The sequence below is a fragment of the Pseudomonas sp. v388 genome (assembly GCF_003935425.1).
In the GTDB taxonomy this organism is placed as follows: domain Bacteria; phylum Pseudomonadota; class Gammaproteobacteria; order Pseudomonadales; family Pseudomonadaceae; genus Aquipseudomonas.
In genome coordinates this window covers 896,250-919,653 of sequence record NZ_RHQN01000001.1, presented here as the reverse complement: position 1 = coordinate 919,653, position 23,404 = coordinate 896,250, and the positions used below count along the sequence as shown (strand labels likewise).

The window sequence follows — 23,404 nt, the reverse complement described above, 5'->3', positions numbered from 1 at the left end:
GGGGGGGGGCGGGTCGGTGGGGCGGGGGGGGTGGGGGGCCCCCTTTGGGGCGGGGGCCCCCCCGCCCCCAACCCGCCCTGGGGGGCGGGCCGCGCGGGGCCGGGCCGGTTGAGCTGTTGCTGGTCATCGTCGACGCCTCGGCCTCTACCCGACGCAACAGCGCCTTGAGTCAGGCCAAAGGCCTGTTGTCCCAGGTCTTCGACGACGCTTATCGGCGCCGTGCACGTCTGGCGCTGCTCACTGCCAGCGGCACTGCCCCACAGTGGCAGCATCAAGGGCTCAAGGCATCGGCCGCGTTGCAGCCCTGGCTTGCAGCACTGGGCGCGGGCGGCGGTACGCCGTTGCAACAGGCCCTGGAACAGGCCGCGCACTGGCTGGCACAACGCAAAAAGCGCTATCCGGCCGAGCGCCAGCGGGTGCTGGTAATGACCGATGGACGCCTCAAGCCCATGAGCGGGCTGGCGCCGTTGCCGTGCGAAAGTATGTTGGTGGATATCGAGATGGGGCCGATTCGCCTGGGACGGGCGCGGGAACTGGCGCAAACGCTGGGGGCCGAATACCGGCATATCGAAAATCTGGCACTGAGCCGCAGTCGCTAGAAGCTGGTGTTCGTGCAGGCCATGAAGGGCGCAACGCCCTCCATCGACCCGTCTTCAACGCATCAGGCCGGCATGGTCCACGGCTCGAGGGTGTAGCCCTCGTTGCTGAGTTCTTCGCGCGCCTGCTGCAGAGCGCTGGCCAGTTGGGCCTTGTCGGAATAGGTGCTGCTTGGGAGTTGTTTGCGGCCAATGCGGGTGCTCGTGCGGTCGATCACCGTCAGGCTCAGTTCGCCATTCCCGTCCTGGGGTGCCCAGGCGACACAGCGGAAGGGTTCAAAAGCGTGTCCAGCGATCAGAAGTGCATCGTTGAAGCGCAGTGGGGCGTTCATGGTCGTTTCCTCAAGGTGCCCATATCAATTCAGTCACGTCGGCGGGCTTACCGTCCGGCTGGTTAATGGTGTTGATGCAAAAGAGGGTGGGTTGAGTCACACCCATTGCCGGTTATTTTCAATTTTCTTACAGCAACGGGCCGAGCGTATTGACTCAAGCCAAGGCATCAAGTTCGCGCCGCCCATCAGCCGGGCGTTTCAGGAAGGGTGTAAAGCGCGGGTAACAGGCTTAATGACGTTTGGTTATGTCGGTTAGATGGAAACGGTACAAGGCTGTGTCAAATATTTGCTAATGTAACAGTCGGGCTCGCCAACATGCTGTTTATAAAACGATTTTTATAACCCTAACCGAACGCCGGGCGCCAAGGAAACTATATGCATGAGTCGGCCCCAACGCGACGTCTCTTGATAGTGGACCCCTGTGACGATTGCCAGCAGTTGATCCCTGTTCTACATGCCGCCGGATGGGCGGTAGACAGCAGCACCATTGAATCAGCGCTTCACCTCAGTTGTGATGTCGGGCTGATACGGCTGATGCCTAATCACTTCGAACACCCCGAAGTGGTCAAGGAACTGATCACTCGCAGCGGAACGCAGTGGATCGCCGTGCTGGCGCCGGAAGACCTGCGCCGGGAAAAGATCGGCGATTTCGTCTGCGAGTGGTTTTTCGACTTCCATACCTTGCCTTTCGATGTGGCACGCATGCAGGTCACCCTGGGACGTGCCTATGGCATGGCTCGCCTGCGGGCACAGGGTTCCAGCCAGACGTCCAGCGGCGATCACGAAATGCTGGGCGAAAGCCGGCCGATCCGTGAATTGCGTCGGCTGCTAGGCAAGCTGGCACCCACCGAGTCGCCGGTGTTGATCCGTGGCGAACGGGGTACCGGCAAGGAACTGGTTGCGCGAACGTTGCACGCCCAGTCTCAGCGGCGCAACAAACCGTTCATATCGGTCAATTGCGGCGCCATCGCCGAGCACCTGATCCACGCCGAGCTGTTCGGCTATGAGAAGGGCGCCTTCAACGGCGCTCAGGAACCCAAGATCGGCCGGATCGAAGCGGCGGACGGCGGTACGCTGTTCCTGCACGAGATCGGTGACCTGCCTCTGGAAACCCAGGCGCACCTGCTGCGCTTCCTGCAGGACAAGCAGATCGAGCGGTTCGGTGGCAGTGAGCCGATTCCGGTGGATGTGCGGGTATTGGCTGCCACCCATGTGGATCTGGAGGCGGCCATTCGCAAGAAGCGCTTTCGCGAAGACCTGTATTACCGCCTCAACGTGCTGCAAGTGGGCACCGCACCGCTGCGCGAGCGGCATGGCGACCTGGCGATGCTGGCCAACCACTTCGCCCATTTCTACAGCCAGGAAACCGGCAGACGGGCGCGTAATTTCAGTCAGGATGCGCTGATCGCCATGGGCAAGCACGACTGGCCGGGGAACGTTCGGGAACTGGCGAACCGGGTGCGGCGCGGGCTGGTGCTGGCCGAAGGGCGGCAGATCGAAGCGGCGGATCTGGGCCTGCTGGGCGAGGAAGACATCGCCAGCAGTATGGGCACCCTGGACGACTACAAGTCTCGGGCCGAGCGCCAGGCGCTGTGCGATGTGTTGACCCGCCACAGCGACAACCTGAGCGTGGCCGCCAAAGTCCTAGGGATTTCCCGGCCGACCTTCTACCGCCTGTTGCACAAGCATCAGATCCGGTGAGTCGCAGACCAGCTGTTGCACCAGGGCCATGGCCCGTTCGCGCCGGGCGCTCCAGTCGCCGTCGAGTATTCGGTAGCGCTGCCGGCGGCTGTCCAGCCACTGGCGGCCGGCGGCGAAGAATGCCAGGCGCTCGCTCAGCTGCGGCTGGCAGCGTTGGCCGTCGCTGATCCATTCCACCCCTTCGGGCGAGAGCAGCAGGTGCAGGTCGTAATGGCGACTGAGCAGATGGTGCTCGATCCACGGTGGACAGTCGCCGAACAGCGCTCGACTCCACAACAGGTTGCTCAACAGATGAGTATCGAGAATCAACAGCTCGGGGGCCGCGGCGCGGGCGGCATCTTCCCAGGCCAACTGGCCTCGGGCGATGGCGGGAATGTCCGCATAGCAGGTGTCACGGCCCTGCTGCTCGATGAAATGCCGGACGTACTCGCCGACCAGTACGCCGCCGAAACGCTGCTGTATCTGCGCCGACAGCCAGCTCTTGCCGCTGGACTCCGGGCCGGTCAGTACCAGCACTTTCATCGCGCAGGCGCCAGGTCGTTGCGCCACTCGCGCCAGCCTTGTACCGCCAGCAAGGTGAACAGCGCGTACAGCCCGGCGGTAAGGAACAACTCCTTGTAGATGAACAGGCCGACGAAAATCACATCCAGCACGATCCATAACGGCCAGCACTGGACGCGCTTTTGCGCCATCCAGACCTGTGCGACCACACTGAAACCGGCGAGCGCGGCGTCCAGCCAGGGTTGCGCAGCGTCAGTGAAATGCGCCATCGCTGCGCCCAATGCCAGACCCACCAGTGCGCCGATAGCAAGACCTGCCAGAACCGTACTGCCGCGCAACGCTGTCACCGCGCGAACCGGCAGGTTGTAGCCGTGACGTGTCCATTGCAGCCAGCCATAGACCTGGAGAACCGCGTAGAGGACGTTCAGGAGCATGTCTGAATACAGTTTCACGTCAAAGAAAATCCAGATGTAGATCACCACCGTAACCAGCCCGATTGGCCAGCACCACGGGTTCTGCCTGACCGTCAGCCACACGGCGATCACGCCGAGGGCGGCGGCGAATAATTCAACCTCGGACATGGGGGCTCCATCGGCACGGGAATGGTCGGGGGGCGGCGATTGTAAGCGGTTCGGCGCCTCGCGGGGAGCCTGCAAGGCAAAGCTTTGGCGTCGGCGGCATGCAGGGCAGGCTTTGCCGGTGCAGGTCTGCTAGCATCTGCGCAATTTTGCGCGCATGAGCCTGATCTTCAAGCGTCGTTCAGGTTCGATCCAACATAGTGATCGCCATTTTTGCACAACAACGTAACCAGCGGGCCTTCGGCTGCGCTGCATGGAGGAATGATGGATCTGTGGACAGCCGCTCAGGCGTTGATTTTGGGTGTGGTAGAAGGGCTGACCGAGTTCCTGCCGATTTCCAGCACCGGGCACCAGATCATCGTCGCCGACCTGATCGATTTCGGTGGCGAGCGGGCGATGGCGTTCAACATCATCATTCAACTGGGCGCGATTCTCGCCGTGGTCTGGGAGTTTCGCCGGCGGATTTTCGACGTGGTGGTCGGCCTGCCCAAGGAACAACCCGCGCAGCGATTTACCGCCAACCTGCTGATCGCTTTCCTGCCCGCCGTGGTGCTGGGTGTACTGTTCGCCGATCTGATCCACCACTATCTGTTCAATCCCATCACCGTGGCGGTTGCGCTGGTGGTGGGCGGCGTGGTCATGCTCTGGGCCGAACGGCGCCAGCATGTGATCAGCGTGCAGACCGTCGATGACATGCGCTGGAGCGACGCGCTCAAGGTCGGGCTGGTGCAGTGCCTGGCAATGATTCCGGGGACGTCACGCTCCGGCTCCACCATTATTGGCGGCCTGCTGTTCGGCCTGTCGCGCAAGGCGGCCACCGAGTTTTCGTTCTTCCTGGCCATGCCGACCATGGTCGGCGCAGCCGTGTACTCAGGCTACAAGTACCGCGAGCTGTTCCGTCCCGATGACTTCATGGTGTTCGCCGTGGGCTTCGTGGTGTCGTTCATCTTCGCCATGATCGCGGTGCGTGGCCTGTTGCGCTTCATTGCCACCCACAGCTATGCGGTGTTCGCCTGGTATCGCATCGGTTTCGGCCTGCTGATCCTGGCGACCTGGCAGTTGGGCTGGATCGACTGGGCTTCGGCGCAGGGATGAGAACGGCGTCGGCGGCGCGGCGCGAGCCCACCCGATCCGCGACTGTGCAGTTTGCGCGCCTCAAGGCGCTGGCTTGGGTGTTGCTGTGCGCCGTACCGGGTTACGGGGCGGGCGTATTGTGGGTCAGGCATGGCGTGCCGGTCGCGGTGGCGCTGTATGTGGCCGTCAGTCTGCTGGCATTCGTGCTGTATCGGCAGGACAAGCGGCGGGCGGGCAGTGGTGCCTGGCGCATTCCGGAGAAATGGCTGCACGGTGCAGAATTGCTCGGCGGCTGGCCCGGCGCGCTGCTCGCGCAACAGATGTATCGGCACAAGACGCGCAAGGTGTCGTTCCAGCTCATGTTCTGGCTCATCGTGTTGGTGCATCAGGCGGGCTGGGTGTGTTGGATCACCGGAGTGCTGACGCTGTCGCAGGCAAGCGTATTCCTGCACAACCTGTAGCAACTGTGTTGCGATGACTGGTGGCAGGAGCGGGCGGCGCTCCGTCTTGCTGGCGACCGCAATCTGTCAGTCACTGTTGCCGGAACACATATACCGCAGTCGCGACCAAGCTCCGTCCCACAATTTCGCGGCGCGCTTCATATCTTTGCAGCCAGCTTGCTGACGCAGACTACTTGACTACGAGGCATCGCACCGTGGGAGGAGAGCGTCTACCTTTCAAACTCACGGAACATCTTCCTGCAGTCCACGCTCGAATCGATAGCTGGCAAACCGTTTGCAGGGCTTGGCAGATCAGCCGATGCCGCGCGGTTGCGCCCTATAGACCCCCGGAAGGAATCCCGCCATGCCACGTTTTTGTGCAGCACTGCTGGTCTATCTGCTCGGTGGCCTGATTTGGGTGCAGGCCGATGACGACTGGAGCGCAGGATTTCGTGCGCTGAGCGTTGTCGATCCGCTCGACGCGCAACCCATGCGGGCCATCGCGTTTTACCCCTCGACCGATGCCGAGCGTGTCAGCACCGTACAAGGCTACCGCGTACAAGCCAGTCGTCATGCTGCGGTGGCCATGGGCCGTTTTCCGTTGTTGATGCTGTCCCACGGCAATACCGGCAACCCGCTGGCGCTGCATGACCTGGCGACGTCACTGGCGCGGCGTGGTTTCGTGGTGGTGGCCGTGGTGCATCCTGGCGATAACGATCGCGATCATAGCCGGCTCGGCAGCCTGAGCAATCTGTACGGCCGACCGCTGCAGATTTCCGCAGCCATCACCACTGCTCTGGCGGACCCGACGCTGGCGCCTTACCTCGATGCCCGGCAGATCGGCGTGATCGGCTATTCGGCCGGCGGCGAGACCGCATTGATTCTTGCCGGAGCCGAGCCGGATCTGGACCGGCTGCGGCGCTATTGCCTGGAACGGCCTCACGACCGCGATGCCTGCCGGACTCAGGGTGAGCTGGTCGCCGATCGCGACGACCTGCACGCCCAGGCCGATCCGCGGGTGCGTGCGCTGATGCTGATGGCGCCACTGAGCCTGATGTTCGGCCGCCATGCGCTGGGCAGTGTTCACGTGCCGGTGCTGATGTTCGCCGGAGACGATGACCAGCTGCTGGCAGTGGACCGCAACGCCGAGGCGCTGGCCCGCAAGCTGCCGCAGCCGCCGGATTACCGGTTGTTGGCGGGCGCCGGCCACTTCGTGTTCATGGCCCCCTGCAGCGCGCAGCAGCAGGGCGAGTCGCCATCGCTGTGCACGGATCGGGAAGGTGTCGACCGGGAGGACATCCATCGCACCCTGAGTGCCGAGGCGGTGCGTTTCTTTGCCGGTGCACTGGGTAACGAGGGCGACGACAACGCCGGCCTGCAGACCGCGCACCAGCATTGAAGGCTCAAGGATTCAGCGAACGCAGGAAGTCGCCGAAGCCGCCCCTGGCCCTTGAATCCAGCCGCGTGCTGGTGATCACCCGTGGGCGCGTGCTCCAGGCGATACGTGCGCCGCACCGCTCCAGCTGGCGCACCAGATGCACGTCTTCGTGGCAGGCCAGGGACGGAAACCCTCCGGCCCGGCGATAAGCGCTGGAACTGACGCCCAGGTTCGCCCCATGAATATGCCGATGGCCGTCGCGATGCTGGTAATGCTGGTGATAGGCGATCTGTGCGGCCGCCGATATGCCGTCGTGCCACTGGCCGGGTTGAATGGTGCCGCACACCGCATCGGCGTCCAAGGCCAGCTGCTCCACGAGCCAGTCTGCGGCCACGCTGCTGTCGCCATCGGTACAGGCCAGCCAGCGGGCGCCGCGGTCCATCAGCCAATCGGCGCCTGCGGCACGTGCCAGGCCCACGTTGCGGGCGTTGACTTCCAGCGTCGACACACCATAGAAGCGGGCGATTGCCGCCGAGCGGTCGGTGCAACTGTCCAGCACCACCAGCACCTGCACCGGTTCTTCGTTCAAGCCTGGATGATGTGCGGCCTGCAGCACCGTCTCCAGGCACAGGTCCAACAACTGTTCTTCGTTATGTACCGGGATCAGAACGCCGATCATCCGCGAATTCCTGTTCAGCCACGGAGGTGCCATCCCGGCTCCAGAGATCCAGCAGGAAATCGGGTTCGAGATGGCTGAAGAGTTTTTGCATCGGCAAATGCATGCCGAGGGTTCGGTGTACGGCTTCAGCATTCAGGCTGCAGCCGGCGATCTGCGGCCGCCAGTGGCAGGCCAGCAGTTGTCCGTCGGGTGTCAGCGACGCCAGGGCGCGTTCGATCCAGCGATGCAGGTCGTCGATGTCCAGGTAGTAACCCAGTTCGCTGAACACGATCAGGTCAAACTGTTCTTCGGGCCACTGCTGGGGCAGGCGTGCATGCAGCACACTGGCATGTGTGAACGATGTCAGCCGCCGACGGGCCAGTTCCACGGCACGTCGGGAAGTATCACAGCCCACCAGCCGATCGCAGCGGGTAGCCAGTTCCGCGCTGAGTTCGCCGTTGGCACAGCCGGGTTCGAAAATCGCCGCATAGCGCTCGCGGGGCAGGGCCGCCAGGGTCAAGGCCCGCTTGCGTCGTTCGTACCAGCGCTGCTTGAACGCCCAGGGATCGTCATTGTCCTGGAAAAGCTCGTCGAAATAGCTATCGGCCACACTCATGTAAATACCAGTTCAAAGGGCTGCAGCAAGCGCTCCAGCACGCCCGACGGCAGGACCGGAGGCAGGCCGATGCCCGGATCGCCCTGCAGCTGGCTGCTGAACGCGTGCACCGCGTCGCGTTTGTGCGCCAGGGTGGCCGGATCGAGCAGCAGCTTGCGCGCCTGATCCCACGGCAAACGCTCGTCCTGCGGGTCCGCCCAGTGCCAGGCCCAGATCGGCACTTCACGCAATTGCGCACCGGTCAGCGCGCAGGCTCTGGCGCTGGCGCGGCCAACGGCCTCGTGGTCGGGATGACCGTCGTGCGCCCAGGTTGAAAACACCACGTCAGTCGGTCCCAGATGCCGCTCCAGAAAGGCGACCAAGGCGTCTTCGTGATCACTGACGCTACCATCGGCAATGCCTGCGCGTTGCCATTCGAACGTTCCGGGCAGCAGGCCGAGGCGGGCGAGGGCGTCGGCGCTTTCCTGAGGGCGAATGGTTTTGAGCCGGTTTTCCGGCCACAGCAATGAGCCGGGATGGCTGCCGCCGCCGTCGGTGACGGAAATCAGTGCCAGACTGCGCTGCAGTTGCGCCAACTGGCTCATCAGGCCGCCACAGCCCAGTACTTCATCGTCCGGGTGAGGCGCGATGATCACGGCCCGGCAGTTGGGCGGAACCAGAATGTCGGCGGTGATGGCCGGTACTGCTGCCAGTTTGCCGGAAGCGTTCCATGCCTGCAGGGTAGTCCCGCGCCCGGATTCACCTTCATTGACGACAAAGGATTCGCTCATAGCGCCCATGCCTTGGCCGCAGGCAGTTGGCTGCACGTCAGCTCGCCCAGCGCCGCAAGGTCCTGCTCGGCGTGGCTCTGGCGCAGAAACACAGGCAGGTCCGCCGCCAGCCGGGCAAAGCCTGCGTCCTTGCAATACACTCCGGCGCCCAGCGCTCGGCCTACATGCAACATGACCTGCTCGGCGGCGTGCTCGATGCCCGCGCGGCAGCGCCTGGCCAGCAATTCGGCGTTGGCGCCGGGCAGCCGATCCAGTTCGGCCGCCGCCGCGCGCAGTAGCGTGCCGGCACCATTGAGTGCGACATCCACCGCACCCAGATGGGCCAGGGAATGAGGCTCCGGCCGTTTGCCCGCGTGCTGCAGCAGCCGTTGTGCCAACGCTTGCGCAGCGCCGTACCAGACGGCGGCAATGCCGATGCCGCCCTGCCAGAATCCCGGCCGGGCGAGATAAGCGCCGGGCTCGCCGACCCGCCAGCCTCTGGCGTGATCGAGCCGGATGTCAAAACTGCCGGTGGCGGCCATGCCGACGGCACGCCAGCCATCCTGGGTGACCTGCACCCCCGGCTGGTCCATCGGCAACGCCACAAGCTGCTGGAAACCGTTTTCATCCCAGGCGGTGAGCAAACCGTGGCTGACCACGGCGGCTCCCGAACACCAGGCTTTGCGACCGTGCAGGCGCAGGTTTTCGCCCTCGCCTGTTACGCTGACCCGGGCCTGGGGCGGTTCGGCCGCCCAGGTTCCCCAGGTAAAGCCCGTGCCGGGTGCCGGAGCACCCAGTTCGGTCATGATCGCCAGCGCGTCGGTGTGTCCTTCATACAGCTTGCACAGCCCCAGGTCATGACCGGCCACACAGGCCAGAGTCTGCCAGCGCTCCAGGGTACGACCAGCGGCCGGCAACGGCAGCTGATCGAACCCTTCGCCGACCATGGCCCGCAAGCACTCGCCCAGCGCCTGCGCATCGGCATAGCCGTGCTTGCGCCAGTCGAGAAACTCGCCGATGGCCCGGATCATTGCTGATCGTCACGCTGCAGTTCGAACAGCAGCAGTGAGCGCGGCGTGACGGTGTACTCGGTGCCGAAACCGAATTTCTCCTTGCTGCGGGCGTCGTCCTGATTGGTGTCGATCAGGCAGACGTAGTGATTGCCTTCGGGCACTTCCGGCAAGGTGAAGTTGACACCGTCGTGGTGGGCATTGACCACCAACAGCAGCGTCGCGTCGGCGCCTGCACGACGAATCCCGGTTTCCTGCGCGCGGCCGTCCATCAGCATGCCCAGGCAGCGCCCGTTGCTGTCTTCCCACTGTTCGATGCTCATCTCGCTGCCGTCCGGCGACAGCCAGGTGACATCCTTGACGCCGATGGCTTCGTTGTAGTCGCCGACCAGAAACCGGCTGCGGCGCAAGATCGGGTAGCTCTGACGCAGCTTGATCACGCGCTTGACGAACTTGAGCAATGCCTTGCCATCGTCGTCCAGGTTCCAGTTGACCCAGCCGATCTCGCTGTCCTGGCAATAGGCGTTGTTGTTGCCGTGCTGGGTGCGCGCGAACTCGTCACCGGCCACCAGCATCGGCGTGCCTTGGGCCAACAGCAGCGTGGCGAACAGGTTGCGCATCTGGCGCAGACGCAGCGCGTTGATTTCCGGGTCGTCGGTCGGACCTTCGACGCCATGGTTCCAGGACAGGTTGTTGTTGCTGCCGTCCTGGTTGTTTTCGTCGTTGGCTTCGTTGTGCTTGTCGTTGTACGAGACCAGGTCGTGCAGCGTGAAGCCGTCATGGGCGGTGATAAAGTTTACCGACGCCTGCGGCCGACGCCCGCGCTGGTTGAACATGTTGCCCGAGGCGGTCATGCGTGCCGCGAAGTCTGCCAACTGGCCGTCATCGCCTTTCCAGAACGCGCGCACCGTGTCGCGAAACTTGTCGTTCCATTCCATCCAGCCCGGCGGGAAACCGCCTACCTGGTAACCGCCGGGACCGCAATCCCACGGCTCGGCGATGAGTTTGACCTGGCGCAGTACCGGGTCCTGGCGGCAAGCGACCAGAAAGCTGTGACGCTCGTCGAAACCGTCGTGGTAGCGGCCCAGAATGGTTGCCAGGTCGAAGCGGAAGCCATCGACGTGCATTTCCGTCGCCCAGTAACGCAGCGAATCGGTGACCATTTGCAGGACGCACGGGTGGCTCAGGTCCAGGGTATTGCCGGTGCCCGAATCATTGATGTAGTAGCGCTTGTCTTCCGGCATCAGGCGGTAGTAGGAGGCGTTGTCGATCCCGCGCATGGACAGGGTCGGGCCTAGCTCGTTGCCTTCGGCGGTGTGGTTGTAGACCACGTCGAGAATCACCTCCAGCCCGGCATGGTGCATGTGCGCGACCATTTCCTTGAACTCAGCGATCTTGCCGTGGGCCAGGTACCGTGGGTCCGGAGCGAAAAAGGCGATGCTGTTGTAGCCCCAGTAGTTGGTCATGCCTTTTTGCAGCAGGTGCTGGTCGTTGACGAAGGCATGGATCGGCAGCAGTTCGACCGAAGTCACGCCAAGCTTGCGGATGTGGTCAGTGACCTGCTCCACGGCAAGGCCGGAAAAGGTGCCGCGCAGTTCCTCGGGTACATCCGGGTGCTGCTTGGTAAAACCGCGCACGTGGGTTTCGTAGAGGATGGTCTTGTCCCACGGTGTTGCCACGCGCTGATCGCGGCCCCAGGTGTAGGCCGGGTCGATGACCTTGCTCTTGGGTACGAACGGCGCGCTGTCACGCTCATCGAAGCTCAGGTCGCCATCGGGATGGCCGATGGTGTAACCGAACAGCGCTTCGGACCACTTCAGCTCGCCCACCAGTTGTTTGGCATAGGGGTCGATCAGCAGTTTGTTGTGGTTGAAACGATGGCCGTTCTGCGGGTCGTACGGACCATACACACGGTAGCCGTAGATCAGCCCCGGATGGGCGTCGGGCAGATAGCCATGGTAGATCTCGTCGGTGTATTCAGGCAGCTCGATGCGTTCCAGTTCCACTTCACCGGTGGCGTCGAACAGGCACAGCTCGACCTTGGTGGCGTGCGCCGAGAAAATCGCGAAGTTGACACCCAGACCATCCCAGCTGGCGCCCAGCGGGAAGGGCAGGCCTTCACGGATGCGCGTGGTTGCAGGCTTGTCTTGAACTGCCTGGCTTTCTTTTTCCACTTTTTTTGACTTGGTATTCATGATGCCTTCCTGACGTCGAATGTTTTTTCTGAGCGGCCAGAACCGCTATCGAAGCTTGGACGGCTTCAATATTGCTGTAGAAAAAGTTGGGGAGCCGCAGCCCACGTAGCGAACTAGCGTGGGTCCTGCGGCAGTGGACAGGTGCGCAGCCGCGAGAGTTTCAAGAAGCCGATGGCTTGCTCGTTTTTTTCGCGACGGGCTTGGCCGGTTGCTCAGCCTGGGCAGGGGCAGCGGAGGCCGCCTTGGTCTTGGGCTTGGGCTGGGCAGCAGGCTTGGCAGCGGAGTTACCTGCCGGTTTGGCTTTGGCAGCGTCGGCAGGCTTGGTCGCCGGCTTGGCCTTGGCCGGGTCTGCAGGCTTGGGCGCCGGTGCGGATTTGGCGGTCACCTTGGGCGCCTTGCCGTCTACCGCCGGCAGCTTGGGTTTGCTGGCCTTGCGCACGGTGGACTTGTCTGGAGCCAGTGCCTCAGCCTCGGCCAGCTTGCGCGCCATTTCCCAATGCCGTTCTTCCTGGCCGGTAGGCTGACCTTCCGACTCCCATATTTGATACGCAAACTCGCGGATTCTTTTTTCGTCGGCACTCATCTCGACACTCCCAGGTATTACTTAGTTTTAATAAGCAGGTTCACAGAAAAATTTTCGAGCACTGCGCTTACTGCAATTTCCCCGTCGTGTGTGTCTACGACTTCGGTGAACAGGCCGTTCCAGCTTGAACCGGAATCGGCGAACGGCACCTTGATACGTGTGTCGCCCCAGTTGGCCGCGTTGATGAATGGAGTTTGCGCGGTGCCCAATAGTTCACTGCAAATGCGCGGCACCACGATGATGGCCTGCGTTTGCTCCCATTGGCGTGCGAACGCCACCACGTGCCCGGCCTGGCTGCCGGTGACTTCCAGCGGCAGGTAGTCGCCCCGAGCGAACAGCGCCGGATGGTTGGCCCGCAGGTTCAGGACCCGGGCAATCACCGCCTGTTTGACGCGACCATCCTGCCAACCGGCCAGCAGCTCACCCACTTCGGCTTCTTCGGACAACGCGCGCTCGCGAGCTGCGTAGTCCACCGGGCGCCGGTTGTCCGGATCGACCAGGCTGAAGTCCCAGAACTCGGTGCCCTGGTACAGATCCGGGACACCGGGCACCGTCAAGCGTAGCAAGGTTTGCGCCAGGCTGTTGAGGGCGCCCGCCGTGGCAATGCGATGAGCCGTGGCACCCAGTGACTGACGCAATGCCGACGCTTCGGGGGCCAGCAGCAGGCGCTGGAGAAATTCGCGGCAGGCGGTTTCGTAGGCCTGGTTGGGCGCACTCCAGCTGCTTTGCAGCTTGGCTTCGCGCAGGGCTTTTTCCTGCCACTGGACCATGCGCTGGGCATAAGCTTCATGGGCCTCATCACCTTCCAGCGCAAGCGGCCAGCTGCCCAGCAGCGCCTGGTACAACATCAATTCGTCACCGGCGCTGATGCTCGGCTCCTCGCCCTTGAGCGCAATCGCCAACTGACGCCAGCGCTCGACCTGTTCGGCGTACCAGCCGGCGCATTCGCTGAGCACGGCAAGGCGGGTGCGGGTGTCTTCGCCGCGCTTGTGGTCATGGGTCGCGGTGGCCAGCAGGTTATCGGGGAAGGACTCGTGGCGCTTGAGACACGCGGCATGAAAGTCCTCGACCGGCGCACTGAAATGTTGCGGATGGAAGCCCACATCGTTGCGCGACAGCAATACCGCCGAGCGATAGAACGCGGTGTCTTCCACCGACTTGGCAGCCACCGGCGAGGTCAGTTGCTGGAAGCGCACGCACGCGTTCTTGTACAGCTTGCGTTGCCGACCGCGAGGCAGATCGCGCCAGGCTTCGCCGCCCAGCCAGCGCTGCAGATAATCGAGCACCGGCCAGTCGCCCTCGTTGAGCGTGGCCCGGGCGCCTTCCATGGCTTGCTGGAAGAAGCGCTCGTCTTCACTGGAGCGGCCGCAGACGCTGATGTAAGTGCGATAGATCGGGAAGTTGACCACCAGCGCCAGCAGCGCGCGGCGGATGGCGCCCAGAGTCAGGTCGCGGCTCATCAGGTCACTGCGCGCCACTTGCAGCAGCGCCTGTGCTACGTTTTCGAAATCGCCTGCCAGGGTGCCGTGCAGCACCAGGTCGCGGGCGACCAGCACCTCCTGATCGAAATCGGCGGTGCGCTCGCTCAACCGGCTCCACAGCTCACCCAGTGGCGCCTGGCCTTTGGGGTCGTGCTGGAGCAGTGACACCTGGTTCATGAATTCGTAGCCGGTGGTCCCGTCCACGCTCCAGTCCTCACGCAACGGCTCATCCGGACCGAGAATCTTCTCGACGAAAACCGGCAGGTGCTCCAGCGGGGCATCGGCCGGTCGCCGGGCCAGCAGGCTCTGCACCCGGCGATGCAGCTTGCGACCGTAGCCGCGCGGGTTCGCCAGGCCGTCGATGTGGTCGATGCGCAGCCCGTCCACCAGACCTTCGCTGATCAGCTCGAAAATCTTGCCATGGGTCGCTTCGAACACCTTGGGCTGCTCGACGCGCAGGCCGCCCAGCTCGTTGATGTCGAAGAACCGCCGCCAGTTGATGTCGTCGCCGGCCGTGCGCCAGCTGGCCAGACGATAGTGCTGGCGCTCCAGCAACTGGTGCAGGCGCTCGAAGCCTTCCGGCTGGCTCGAATCGAAGTGGCTCAAGCCGGCCTCGATTGCCGCGCGAATATCGGCGTCCTTGGCGCGCTCGGCCAACTCGGCCTTGGCCTGCCGTGCGCGTTCGTAGGCTTGGGGGTATTGCTCCAGCGCCGAGAATCGCTGGCCCAGCTCGGTCAACTGTGGATGGCCGATCAGGTGCAGCAGCGGGCCGTAACTGGTCGGGCACACCGGGAAGTGGTGCTGGTAGTGCTCGATGTAGAACGCGCCGTGCTCGGCATCGAAGCGCAAGGGGATTTCCCCTGCTTGCAGGACGGTGCCGTAATCGCTGCTCAGGAACGGCAACAACAGTTGGCCCTCAAGCAGCGGGTCGGGGGAGTTCCACTGGATATCGAAGAAGTCCGCATAGGGGCTGCGTCGGCCCCATTCCAGCAGGTCCAGCCACCACGGATTGTCGGCGCCGCCGACTGCCATGTGATTGGACACGATGTCCAGGATCAGGCCCATGCGGTGCTCGCGCAGCGCCGCGACCAGCCTGCGCAACGCCGGCTCACCGCCCAGTTCAGGGTTGATGAGGGTCGGGTCGACTACGTCATAGCCGTGCATGGAGCCGGCCCGCGCCTTGAGCAACGGCGAGGCGTAGATATGGCTGATGCCCAGCCTGGCGAAATACGGCACCAGCGGGACGGCGTCATCGAGGGTGAAGTCTTTATGGAATTGCAGGCGTTGCGTGGCACGTAGGGGTTGGACAAAGGTGTTCATCGGTCACGCTCCGCAGCCTGTAGCCGGGATTGGGAAAGCAGCTCCAGTCGTCGCGCGGCATCTTCATGGTCAAGTAGGGTTGAACTGTCGCCCGGCAGGCGGCGACGCCAGTTGGGGTGGCTGTCGATGGTGCCCGGCAGGTTGGCCTGTTCCTGGACACCGAGTGCATCTTCCAGCGGCAGCAGCACCAGCGGCGCGCGGGTATGCCCCAGGTAGCGAATACTGGCGTCGATGATCTGCTGCAGGTCTTCGCTGTCGGCCGGCAGGTTGTCGTTGTTCTGGCTGAGTGCCCGAAGCAGGCCGTCGAATTCCCGGGCGCGCTCTTGGCGCCAGTGACGCTCGGCTTGTTCGTCCACATGGCCGAGGCGGGCGTTCCATTCAATGTCCAGCTCGCTGAGCCAGCCGGCCAGGGTCGGCAGGTCGTGGGTGCTGGTGGTGGCCAGGGCATCGTCGGCCCAATCCAGAATCGGCTTGAACTGGCCATTCTCCTGTTCGAACAACAGCACGCGCATGCCCAGCATTTTGCGTTCGGAAAGCTTCTCATGCAGACCTTCCGGCACCGTGCCGAGGTCTTCACCCAGCACGATCGCCTTGTGCCGCCAGGACTCCAGGCTGAGCAGGCGCAGCATGTCGTCGAGGGGAAAATTCAGGTAGGCGCCTTCGCTGGGCGGCGAACCCATGGGAATGACCCACAGGCGTTGCAGGCCCATCACATGGTCGATGCGCAGCCCGCCGGCATGGGCGAAGTTGGCCCGCAGCATTTCGATGAAGGCGCGGAAACCGTTGCGTTTCAGCCCATCGGGCGAAAAGGCCGAAATGCCCCAGCTTTGCCCGGAACGGTTGAGGATGTCCGGTGGCGCGCCGACGGTGAGCGCCGACAGCAGCTCATCCTGGCGGCTCCAGGCCTGGCTGCCGGCGCCGTCGGCGCCCACTGCCAGATCGGCAATCAGGCCGATGCGCATTCCGCTGCTGCGCGCCGCCACCTGCACCCGCTCCATGCCTCGGGCGATCAGCCACTGCGCGAACGCGTGGAAGCCGATCAGCTCGCTGTGGCTGGCGGCGAAGCGGTCGATGGCCTCACTGCGTGGATCTTTGAGTTCATCCGGCCATTCGTGCCAGTTGTCGCTGATGCCCATTGCGGCGCTTTCGGCACGCAGCGCTTCGAAGCGGCAGTGGTTTTCCAGGGCTTCGCCGCCGCTGTGGCGGAAACTGTTGAAATCTTCGAACAACGGGTGGCCGCCGCTGCTGAATGATTCATACAGGCGATGCAGGACTTTCCACTTGCCGCCGGCCGCGGCGGGCCAGTCGATCAAGGGCATCTGTTCCAGGCGCTTGAATTCTTCGGCCATGCCGGCGTCTTCAATGGCCTGCCGCCAGGACCGTTCGCCCAGGATGGTGCCCGGTGAGGCGTAGAGGCCATTGAGAAACAGGCGACTGGAAGGCGAATACGGGCTGTAGCGTTGTGGATCGCTGGCGAACATCGCGTGGATCGGGCTGATGCCCAAGGCATCCGCGCCACGTTCTCCTGCGGCGCGAACCAGGTTTTCCAGTGCCTGGGTATCGCCGAACCCGCCGTCACCTTCACGGCGCAGGCTGTACAGCTGCGCGGTCAGGCCCCATGCGCGGGGCCTGGCGGCATCGGTCGCCATGGCCACGCTGAAGCAAGTCTTCGGTGCCACCGCGATGGTCAGGTGCTGGCCGTCGATGTCCAGCTGCTGATAACCGGCCGGGGCCAGGCCCGGCAGTTCGGCGCTCGCGGTCAACCGCGCATCCATGGAAGAACCGTCTTCCAGGTGCAGGGTGAAGGGCGTGCCGGGCGCGAACCACTCCGACAAGTCCAGATTATGACCTTCGTCGGCGGTCAGCAGCGGCGGTGCGCCAGCCCCGTGCCGCTCGTTGTTGAGCCGCGTCAGGCTGGCATCGATGGCTTCGCTGCCGTCGGCCGGGTAGCCGAGGGCCTCCAGTACCTTGCGCAATACATCCGGGCTGACCGTCTGCGGTCGTGCATTGGCGTCCACCCATTGCACCGACACGCCAACTTCCGTGGCCAGCCGCTCCAATTGTTCATTGCTCATCCCGTTTCTCCAGAACATCACGTGCGGTCAGGCTGACAATCGCCGTATAGGCATTGAGAGTGCCTTGTCTGGAAAGTTCGGTTGATTTGTCCTGGCTGGCGAACAGCAGCGTCGCCTCGTCCCAGGCAGGGGCCGTGACCGGCTGCGCACTCAGGTTCAGGTCGATCCGCAGTACGCTGCCATCGCCCATGCGCCAACGAGCGCTGACCGCGCCTTCACCCAGCACCTCGGCCCCCAGCGCGTGCGCACCGGGCAGCCGCGGGATGATCGCCTCATGGCGCAAAGCGAGCAGCCGACGGTAGAGCGCCAGCCAGCTCTGATGGTCCAGGCCCTTGTCGGTTTCCAGCGCCAGTGCGTCGATGGCCGGGCGCGACGCCTCGAAGGTTTTCACGTCGTTGGGGTCGGGAATGGTTTCGCGGCGCTTCTCGTCGGCAAACGCCGCGAAGTCGGCAAACTCGCTGCGTCGGCCTTCACGCACCGCGTCGGCCAGTTCACCGTGATGGCTGGTGAAAAACAGGAACGGCTCGCTGGCGGCCCATTCGTCACCCATGAACATCAACGGGATCATCGGCGACAGCAGCAACAGGGCCGTCGCCGCCTGCAGCGCCGGGGCAGGGCACAGGGCCGGGAGCCGCTCCCCGAAGGCGCGGTTGCCGATCTGGTCATGATTCTGCAGGAACAGCACGAACGCACTGGGCGGCAGATGCCCGCTGGCCTCGCCGCGGGCATGGCCATGGCGGGTCGCTTCGCCTTGATAGACGAATCCCTGGCTGAGCAAGCGTGCCAGCTTTTGCGTCGGTTCCTGAGCGAAATCCGAATAGTACGCATCGGTTTCCCCGGTCAGCAGCACGTGCAACGTGTTGTGGCCGTCGTCGTTCCACTGGGCATCGAACCCTTTCTGCAGCAGGTTCGCCTGATTGAACTCGTTCTCCAGGTTCAGCCAGACGTGGCGTTGCGGGTCGATATGCTCGCGCACCCGGGCGGCGAATTCCGGCAGGAAGGTCTCATCGCGGATGGCGTGTACCGCGTCCATGCGCAACCCGTCAAACCGGTATTCGAGCAACCACATCAGGGCGTTGTCGATGAAATAACTGCGCACTTCCTTGCGCCGGAAATCAATGGCATCACCCCAAGGCGTGTGCAGGTCGCTGCGGAAGAAGCCTTTGGCGTAACGCCCCAGATAATTGCCATCCGGCCCGAAGTGGTTGTAGACCACGTCGAGGATCACGCAAAGGCCCAGGCCGTGGGCGGTATCGATCAGGTGCTTGAGTTGTTCGGGAGTGCCATACGACGACTGCGGTGCGTAGGGCAGCACACCGTCGTAGCCCCAATTGCGGTCGCCGGGAAACTGTGCCAGCGGCATCAGTTCGATGGCGGTCACGCCCAGCTCGGCGAGGCGCTGCAAGTGGCTTTCCACGGCCGCGTAGCCGCCGAGTGTGCCGACATGCAGCTCATAGATCACCGCTTCATGCCAGGGTCGGCCTTGCCAGGCAGGGTTCTGCCACTGGTAGGCAAGGGGATCGACCACGATGCTGTGGGAGTGAACGTCATCGACCTGCGCTCGGGAGGCCGGGTCAGGGACCTCCAGCTCGCCGTCGATGTTGAAGCGGTATCGAGTGCCAGCCGGACAGCGGGCTTCGAGGATGAACCAGCCGTCCTGCTGGGGGAGCATGGCCAGTGACTGACCCTGCTCCAGTTCGACACTTACGTAGTAGGCATCCGGTGCCCAGAGGACGAATCGGGTGTGTTCAGGGTCCAGCAAAACTGCGCCGTGACGCCAGGTTTCTTCTTTACGCAGCGGCATCCATAAACCCCTTAGTCCTCAATAATGAATCGAAACGCCCGTGGTCTTCTTTAACAGGTCCTGATACAGCTCTGCATAGGGCTCCACAGCCTGATGCCAGTTGAACGGTGCCGCCATGGCACGGCAGCGCATGGCGTTGAGCAGTTCCGGGTGAGCGAACACCTGGAACGCCCGGTTCAAGGCTTCGGTGTAGCTCTCCACAGTGGATTCGTCGAACAGAAAACCGGTCACGCCGTCTTCGATGGTGTCGGCCAGGCCGCCGGTGTTGCGCGCAACCGGCAACGAACCGAAACGCTGCGCGTACATCTGGCTCAGGCCGCAGGGTTCGTAGCGTGAAGGCATCAGCAAAAAATCGCTGCCGGCGAACATGCGGCGCGCGTCGGTTTCATTGAAGCCGACCCGCACGCCGATCTTGCCGGGGAAGCGGGCCGCCAGGGCGCGCATGGCGTCTTCCTCTTCCGGCTCACCGCGACCGATGATCGCAATCTGACCGCCGTTGTTGACGATGTGCTCGGCCACGCCAATGGTCAGGTCCAGACCCTTCTGGTACACCAGGCGTGAAACCACGGCGAACAGCGGGCCGTTCGACGGTTCCAGTTCAAACAGCTCGCGCACGTGGTCGGCATTGATTTCCTTGCGCAGCCACTCGTTAGGGGCGAAGTGGCAGATCAGGTGTTCATCGGTGGACGCATCCCAGCTGGCGTCGATACCGTTGGGAATGCCGCTGAGCTTGCCTTGCTCGGCCTTGCTCTGCAGGAAACCTTCCAGGCCGCAACCGAAAGCCGGGGTGGTGATTTCCCGTGCGTAGGTGGCGCTGACCGTGGTGATGTGGCTGGCATAGGCCATGCCGGCCTTGATGAACGACAGCTTGCCGTAGAATTCCATGCCCTCGGCGGACAGCGCTTCGTCGGGAATGCCCAACTCGACGCTGGAGGCGGTACTCACCGTGCCTTGATACGCCAGATTGTGGATGGTGAAGATGGTCGGCGTGGTCTGCCCGCGCCAGCGCATGTAGGCAGGCGCCAGGCCGGCCGGCCAGTCGTGGGCGTGAACCAGCTCCGGGCACCATTGGCTCTTGACCGCACCGGCAGCGAAGTCCGCTGCTGCCAGGCCCAGGCGAGCGAAGCGGATATGGTTATCCGACCAGTCGCGACCATGGGAATCGGCATAGGGCGTGCCTTCGCGCTCGTAGAGTTCAGGGCAGATCAGGACGTAAATGACCAGGCCGTCCTTCATGTCCATGCGTCCGATCTTGCACGACGGCAGCGCGGCATAACCACCCAGCTCGCTGATGATGTGGATCGGGTTGCCGCTGTTGAGCACTTGCGGATAACCAGGAATCAGCACCCGGACATCATGCAGATGGCGCATGGCGCGGGGCAGGGCAGCGGATACATCACCCAGGCCGCCGGTCTTGACCAGGTCGGCCAGTTCGGAGGTCACGAACAGCACCTTGCGGCGGTTGACCTGCGACATGGTGGGCTGAAGCGTCGTGGGGGGTAACTGAAGCAGTGGAACCTGCGCAGACCCAAATACCGGCAGATGAGTCAGCTCGCTGGCCGTCTGATTAAAACTCTCTCCCTTCTGGGTTTTGACAGCGGCGCTAATCATCGATTTCTCCCATACAAAACTGTGTTGGTGCGTCAGTTGATTTTCTTATTGGCCATTTCCTATGGCCGGATCGCTACTGGGTGCTACGCAAGATCGATACCGAAGTGGATGTTGCAGAGCGGAGTAGCGATTCGAAGAAGCCAAATGCAGGGTGTCCAGCCAACAGCATAGGCGCTCAAAACAGATGACCTATCGGCTCTGAAGAAAGTTTCGACTTTTTAACGGGGAAATGTCTGGCGCTTGATACGGAAGGGTATTACGACCTGCTCTGACTGGCGCCAACCCCCAGCCATAGGGACTGAAACGGAACCCTGATCACCTGCACAATGTTTCGGACGACCGGTCGTGGGCCGTTTCACCAAACCCCATTGACCCGTGAAAACACGGTCGTGGACACGCCCTGCCGGGGTGCGCGGAATCGGGCAGGCTCAGAGGCCGTATGCCTTTTTATGGTGCGCGCTGCATCCGGCGAACTGTGTGCATCGAAAATTCGTGCATCTGTACTGGCACATTTAGCGGCTGGGCACGATAGAATCGTGCGCCCGGTCCGGCGTCAGGCAGGGCACGGGTCAGAAAGCACCATTCGTATCGAAGCGTTAAAGAGGTTGGCAATGGAATCCCCAGAGGTACTGGTACTGCAGGCGAGCTACACCAATCCGGTGCATGCCGAAGCGATTGGATTCGTACTCAATGAATACGCGATGGACGCAATGGGCGGCGGCGTACCGATTTCCGCCGACACCCGCGAGCAGCTCGCCATCGAGCTGGCCAAGCGTTCCCATGCCTTCAGCGTGCTGGCATTCATCGCCGGCGAGCCAGTCGGTCTGGTCAATTGCTTTGAAGGGTTTTCGACGTTCGCCTGTCGGCCTTTGGTCAATATCCACGACGTGGTGGTGATCTCGGCATTCCGCGGGCTGGGCATCAGTCAGAAAATGCTGGCAAAAGTCGAAGAGATCGCCCGGCAGCGCGGCTGCTGCAAGCTGACGCTGGAGGTGCTGGAAGGCAACGAAGTGGCGCAGGGTGCGTATCGCAAGCTGGGATTCGACAACTATCAACTTGACCCGGCCATGGGACGGGCTATGTTCTGGCAGAAGGCGCTTTGATCTGACAGGCTGCCCGACGGCGCATCACGCGAGGGTGTGCCAGGGCGTCCGGAAGGCGCAAACGCCAATGCGGGCAAGCCTGCAGATCAGGCTTGCCACGGGACAGTGACGAGATAGGTGATGCCGGTGCGGTCAGGCCTGCAGGGCACTGCCCTGGGAGATGAGTTGCGCTTGCTGCAACATCAGGCTCAAATGAGCGACTTTTTTCTGGAGCTGTTCACGCTCATCTTTGAGGGAACGCAGTTCGTCACGGCGGATAGTGACATAAAGGGTTTGTGGTGCAAGTGCTGGAAGTACAGTGCCCATTGCTCACCTCGCAAATGGCGGATTCAACCTCAGAGAGGCTCGTGGCAATGACTATCGATCCTGGATGTGTCCTTGCTTACCTCTCTATCGGCATCAATTCTGATTTCTTTTGCAAAAGATTGGAACTTTTTTATTTTTAATTGTCGCGAACGTTTCCCGATCGCGACAAAATGCACGATCCGGTGGCGCATGCGCTGCCGTCCCTCCGCAGGGCGGGAACCGATTTCGGCCTTTCTTGACTAACCAGCAGGCATCGACGCCTGACGGCCTCTGTTCAAGCCAGGCATCTTATTACGAGTTTAGGAGCACCTTTCATGCAACTTGGGATTGTTGGACTGGGCCGCATGGGCGGCAACATCGCACGGCGATTGATGCTTGATGGTCACACCACCGTGGTCTTCGACCGCGATGAAGCATCGCGCAGCGCCCTGGCCAACGAAGGTTCGACCCCTGCAGCGGACCTCGCCTCGCTGGTTCAGGCCCTCGACAAGCCTCGCGCTGTCTGGGTCATGCTGCCTGCCGGCGCGCCTACCGAAGACACCATCCAGGTACTGAGCGAACTGCTCGACGCGGACGACGTGATCATCGATGGCGGCAACACCTTCTACAAGGACGATATTCGTCGTGGTCAGGAGCTGAGCGCCAAGGGCCTGCACTACATCGACGTCGGCACCTCTGGCGGTGTCTGGGGCCTGGAACGTGGCTACTGCATGATGATCGGCGGTGAGAAGGCCGTCGTCGAACGCCTGGACCCGCTGTTCGCCACCCTGGCGCCGGGCCTGGGCGATATCGAGCGCACCCGCGGTCGCAGCGCCACCGACGACCGCGCCGAGCGAGGCTACATTCACACCGGTCCCGCAGGCTCGGGGCACTACGTGAAGATGATCCACAACGGCATCGAGTACGGCATGATGCAGGCGTTCGCCGAAGGCTTCGACCTGCTCAAGCAGAAGAACTCGGCACTGCTGCCGGAGGATCAGCGCTTCGACCTCAACACCGCCGATATCGCCGAAGTCTGGCGTCGCGGCAGCGTGGTCTCGTCCTGGCTGCTGGACCTGACGGCCGAAGCACTGGCGACCGATCCGGAACTCGATGCGTTCTCCGGTTCCGTCTCCGACAGCGGGGAAGGCCGCTGGACCATCGAGGCTGCCATCGAGCAGGCCGTGCCGGTCCCAGTGTTGTCGAGCGCGCTGTGGGCACGTTTCCGCTCCCGCCAGACCAGCTCTTACGCTGACAAGATGCTTTCGGCGATGCGCTTCGGGTTTGGTGGTCACAAGGAACCTAAATAATGGC

Annotated in this window: 21 protein-coding genes; 7 read left to right on the top strand and 14 right to left on the bottom strand. The window is 63.0% G+C overall.

Annotated elements, in window-relative coordinates:
* Positions 1 to 599 (top strand): VWA domain-containing protein (locus EGJ27_RS04090; RefSeq protein WP_371920826.1); only part of this gene is annotated, 599 nt, incomplete at its 5' end.
* Between the two features lie 62 nt (positions 600 to 661).
* On the opposite strand, the gene EGJ27_RS04085 is transcribed toward EGJ27_RS04090, so the two are convergent.
* Positions 662 to 928 (bottom strand): hypothetical protein, encoded by a 267-nt coding sequence (locus tag EGJ27_RS04085; RefSeq protein ID WP_125829416.1) that lies wholly within the window; start codon positions 926 to 928, stop codon positions 662 to 664.
* 375 nt (positions 929 to 1,303) lie between these two features.
* Here EGJ27_RS04085 and EGJ27_RS04080 point away from each other — a divergent pair, with 375 nt between their 5' ends.
* Entirely contained in the window at positions 1,304 to 2,629 is a 1,326-nt protein-coding gene (locus EGJ27_RS04080; RefSeq protein ID WP_125829415.1) for a sigma-54 dependent transcriptional regulator, read from the top strand.
* Here EGJ27_RS04080 and EGJ27_RS04075 read toward each other — a convergent pair.
* Positions 2,573 to 3,151 carry an AAA family ATPase gene (locus tag EGJ27_RS04075; protein ID WP_125829414.1) on the bottom strand — a complete coding sequence of 193 codons (579 nt, stop codon included), beginning with the start codon at positions 3,149 to 3,151 and terminating at the stop codon, positions 2,573 to 2,575. The genes EGJ27_RS04080 and EGJ27_RS04075 overlap by 57 nt on opposite strands.
* Positions 3,148 to 3,711, bottom strand: a complete 564-nt coding sequence (pnuC, locus tag EGJ27_RS04070) for a nicotinamide riboside transporter PnuC (protein WP_125829413.1) — start codon at positions 3,709 to 3,711, stop codon at positions 3,148 to 3,150. The genes EGJ27_RS04075 and pnuC overlap by 4 nt, the downstream gene beginning before the upstream one ends.
* A 261-nt stretch (positions 3,712 to 3,972) precedes the next feature.
* Between pnuC and EGJ27_RS04065 the strand changes: the two genes are divergently transcribed.
* The 3 genes from EGJ27_RS04065 (at position 3,973) to EGJ27_RS04055 (ending at position 6,621) form a co-directional block, all read left to right on the top strand.
* Positions 3,973 to 4,803 (top strand): undecaprenyl-diphosphate phosphatase, encoded by an 831-nt coding sequence (locus EGJ27_RS04065; RefSeq protein ID WP_125829412.1) that lies wholly within the window; start codon positions 3,973 to 3,975, stop codon positions 4,801 to 4,803.
* Positions 4,800 to 5,243: a DUF1294 domain-containing protein gene (locus tag EGJ27_RS04060; RefSeq protein WP_125829411.1), complete on the top strand. Its 444-nt coding sequence runs from the start codon at positions 4,800 to 4,802 to the stop codon at positions 5,241 to 5,243. Before EGJ27_RS04065 ends, EGJ27_RS04060 begins: the two co-directional genes overlap by 4 nt.
* 343 nt (positions 5,244 to 5,586) lie before the next feature.
* A complete protein-coding gene (locus EGJ27_RS04055) occupies positions 5,587 to 6,621 on the top strand; it encodes a dienelactone hydrolase (protein ID WP_125829410.1) in 1,035 nt (344 codons plus the stop codon).
* A 4-nt stretch (positions 6,622 to 6,625) separates the two neighbouring features.
* On the opposite strand, the gene EGJ27_RS04050 is transcribed toward EGJ27_RS04055, so the two are convergent.
* From EGJ27_RS04050 to glgA, 10 genes are all read right to left on the bottom strand, one after another.
* On the bottom strand, positions 6,626 to 7,279 hold the full coding sequence (locus EGJ27_RS04050; RefSeq protein ID WP_125829409.1) for a glycosyltransferase family 2 protein: 654 nt from the start codon (positions 7,277 to 7,279) through the stop codon (positions 6,626 to 6,628).
* Entirely contained in the window at positions 7,251 to 7,874 is a 624-nt protein-coding gene (locus EGJ27_RS04045; RefSeq protein ID WP_125829408.1) for an SAM-dependent methyltransferase, read from the bottom strand. Before EGJ27_RS04045 ends, EGJ27_RS04050 begins: the two co-directional genes overlap by 29 nt.
* A complete protein-coding gene (locus EGJ27_RS04040) occupies positions 7,871 to 8,644 on the bottom strand; it encodes a PIG-L deacetylase family protein (protein WP_125829407.1) in 774 nt (257 codons plus the stop codon). The genes EGJ27_RS04045 and EGJ27_RS04040 overlap by 4 nt, the downstream gene beginning before the upstream one ends.
* Complete coding sequence (locus EGJ27_RS04035) at positions 8,641 to 9,654, bottom strand: acyl-CoA dehydrogenase family protein (RefSeq protein ID WP_125829406.1); 1,014 nt, start codon at positions 9,652 to 9,654, stop codon at positions 8,641 to 8,643. The genes EGJ27_RS04040 and EGJ27_RS04035 overlap by 4 nt, the downstream gene beginning before the upstream one ends.
* Positions 9,651 to 11,828 (bottom strand): glycogen debranching protein GlgX, encoded by a 2,178-nt coding sequence (gene glgX, locus EGJ27_RS04030; protein WP_125829405.1) that lies wholly within the window; start codon positions 11,826 to 11,828, stop codon positions 9,651 to 9,653. Before glgX ends, EGJ27_RS04035 begins: the two co-directional genes overlap by 4 nt.
* Positions 11,829 to 11,988: 160 nt before the next feature.
* On the bottom strand, positions 11,989 to 12,411 hold the full coding sequence (locus EGJ27_RS04025) for a DUF2934 domain-containing protein (RefSeq protein ID WP_125829404.1): 423 nt from the start codon (positions 12,409 to 12,411) through the stop codon (positions 11,989 to 11,991).
* A gap of 17 nt (positions 12,412 to 12,428) precedes the next feature.
* Positions 12,429 to 15,212 carry a malto-oligosyltrehalose synthase gene (locus tag EGJ27_RS04020; protein WP_125829403.1) on the bottom strand — a complete coding sequence of 928 codons (2,784 nt, stop codon included), beginning with the start codon at positions 15,210 to 15,212 and terminating at the stop codon, positions 12,429 to 12,431.
* Positions 15,209 to 17,287, bottom strand: a complete 2,079-nt coding sequence (malQ, locus tag EGJ27_RS04015; RefSeq protein ID WP_125829402.1) for a 4-alpha-glucanotransferase — start codon at positions 17,285 to 17,287, stop codon at positions 15,209 to 15,211. The genes EGJ27_RS04020 and malQ overlap by 4 nt, the downstream gene beginning before the upstream one ends.
* Complete coding sequence (gene treZ / locus EGJ27_RS04010) at positions 17,277 to 19,091, bottom strand: malto-oligosyltrehalose trehalohydrolase (protein WP_125829401.1); 1,815 nt, start codon at positions 19,089 to 19,091, stop codon at positions 17,277 to 17,279. Before treZ ends, malQ begins: the two co-directional genes overlap by 11 nt.
* Positions 19,092 to 19,109: 18 nt before the next feature.
* Complete coding sequence (gene glgA / locus EGJ27_RS04005) at positions 19,110 to 20,702, bottom strand: glycogen synthase GlgA (protein ID WP_125829400.1); 1,593 nt, start codon at positions 20,700 to 20,702, stop codon at positions 19,110 to 19,112.
* Between the two features lie 611 nt (positions 20,703 to 21,313).
* Here glgA and EGJ27_RS04000 point away from each other — a divergent pair.
* The gene (locus EGJ27_RS04000) at positions 21,314 to 21,805 is read left to right on the top strand and encodes a GNAT family N-acetyltransferase (RefSeq protein ID WP_125829399.1); all 492 of its coding nucleotides are present in this window, start codon (positions 21,314 to 21,316) and stop codon (positions 21,803 to 21,805) included.
* A gap of 132 nt (positions 21,806 to 21,937) precedes the next feature.
* Here the strand turns inward: EGJ27_RS04000 and EGJ27_RS03995 are convergent, their stop codons facing one another.
* Complete coding sequence (locus tag EGJ27_RS03995; protein ID WP_125829398.1) at positions 21,938 to 22,111, bottom strand: DUF6026 family protein; 174 nt, start codon at positions 22,109 to 22,111, stop codon at positions 21,938 to 21,940.
* 314 nt (positions 22,112 to 22,425) lie between these two features.
* Here EGJ27_RS03995 and gnd point away from each other — a divergent pair, with 314 nt between their 5' ends.
* Complete coding sequence (gene gnd, locus EGJ27_RS03990) at positions 22,426 to 23,400, top strand: phosphogluconate dehydrogenase (NAD(+)-dependent, decarboxylating) (RefSeq protein ID WP_125829397.1); 975 nt, start codon at positions 22,426 to 22,428, stop codon at positions 23,398 to 23,400.
* Positions 23,401 to 23,404 lie beyond the last annotated feature (4 nt).

Coding starts and splice junctions, on each gene's coding strand:
- EGJ27_RS04025 (WP_125829404.1), bottom strand. CDS start 12,411: ATGAGTGCCGACGAAAAAAGAATCCGCGAGTTTGCGTATCAAATATGG.
- EGJ27_RS04060 (WP_125829411.1), top strand. CDS start 4,800: ATGAGAACGGCGTCGGCGGCGCGGCGCGAGCCCACCCGATCCGCGACT.
- EGJ27_RS04045 (WP_125829408.1), bottom strand. CDS start 7,874: ATGAGTGTGGCCGATAGCTATTTCGACGAGCTTTTCCAGGACAATGAC.
- treZ (WP_125829401.1), bottom strand. CDS start 19,091: ATGCCGCTGCGTAAAGAAGAAACCTGGCGTCACGGCGCAGTTTTGCTG.
- EGJ27_RS04075 (WP_125829414.1), bottom strand. CDS start 3,151: ATGAAAGTGCTGGTACTGACCGGCCCGGAGTCCAGCGGCAAGAGCTGG.
- gnd (WP_125829397.1), top strand. CDS start 22,426: ATGCAACTTGGGATTGTTGGACTGGGCCGCATGGGCGGCAACATCGCA.
- EGJ27_RS03995 (WP_125829398.1), bottom strand. CDS start 22,111: ATGGGCACTGTACTTCCAGCACTTGCACCACAAACCCTTTATGTCACT.
- EGJ27_RS04035 (WP_125829406.1), bottom strand. CDS start 9,654: ATGATCCGGGCCATCGGCGAGTTTCTCGACTGGCGCAAGCACGGCTAT.
- EGJ27_RS04020 (WP_125829403.1), bottom strand. CDS start 15,212: ATGAACACCTTTGTCCAACCCCTACGTGCCACGCAACGCCTGCAATTC.
- EGJ27_RS04055 (WP_125829410.1), top strand. CDS start 5,587: ATGCCACGTTTTTGTGCAGCACTGCTGGTCTATCTGCTCGGTGGCCTG.
- malQ (WP_125829402.1), bottom strand. CDS start 17,287: ATGAGCAATGAACAATTGGAGCGGCTGGCCACGGAAGTTGGCGTGTCG.
- glgX (WP_125829405.1), bottom strand. CDS start 11,828: ATGAATACCAAGTCAAAAAAAGTGGAAAAAGAAAGCCAGGCAGTTCAA.
- EGJ27_RS04040 (WP_125829407.1), bottom strand. CDS start 8,644: ATGAGCGAATCCTTTGTCGTCAATGAAGGTGAATCCGGGCGCGGGACT.
- pnuC (WP_125829413.1), bottom strand. CDS start 3,711: ATGTCCGAGGTTGAATTATTCGCCGCCGCCCTCGGCGTGATCGCCGTG.
- EGJ27_RS04080 (WP_125829415.1), top strand. CDS start 1,304: ATGCATGAGTCGGCCCCAACGCGACGTCTCTTGATAGTGGACCCCTGT.
- EGJ27_RS04050 (WP_125829409.1), bottom strand. CDS start 7,279: ATGATCGGCGTTCTGATCCCGGTACATAACGAAGAACAGTTGTTGGAC.
- glgA (WP_125829400.1), bottom strand. CDS start 20,702: ATGATTAGCGCCGCTGTCAAAACCCAGAAGGGAGAGAGTTTTAATCAG.
- EGJ27_RS04065 (WP_125829412.1), top strand. CDS start 3,973: ATGGATCTGTGGACAGCCGCTCAGGCGTTGATTTTGGGTGTGGTAGAA.
- EGJ27_RS04085 (WP_125829416.1), bottom strand. CDS start 928: ATGAACGCCCCACTGCGCTTCAACGATGCACTTCTGATCGCTGGACAC.
- EGJ27_RS04000 (WP_125829399.1), top strand. CDS start 21,314: ATGGAATCCCCAGAGGTACTGGTACTGCAGGCGAGCTACACCAATCCG.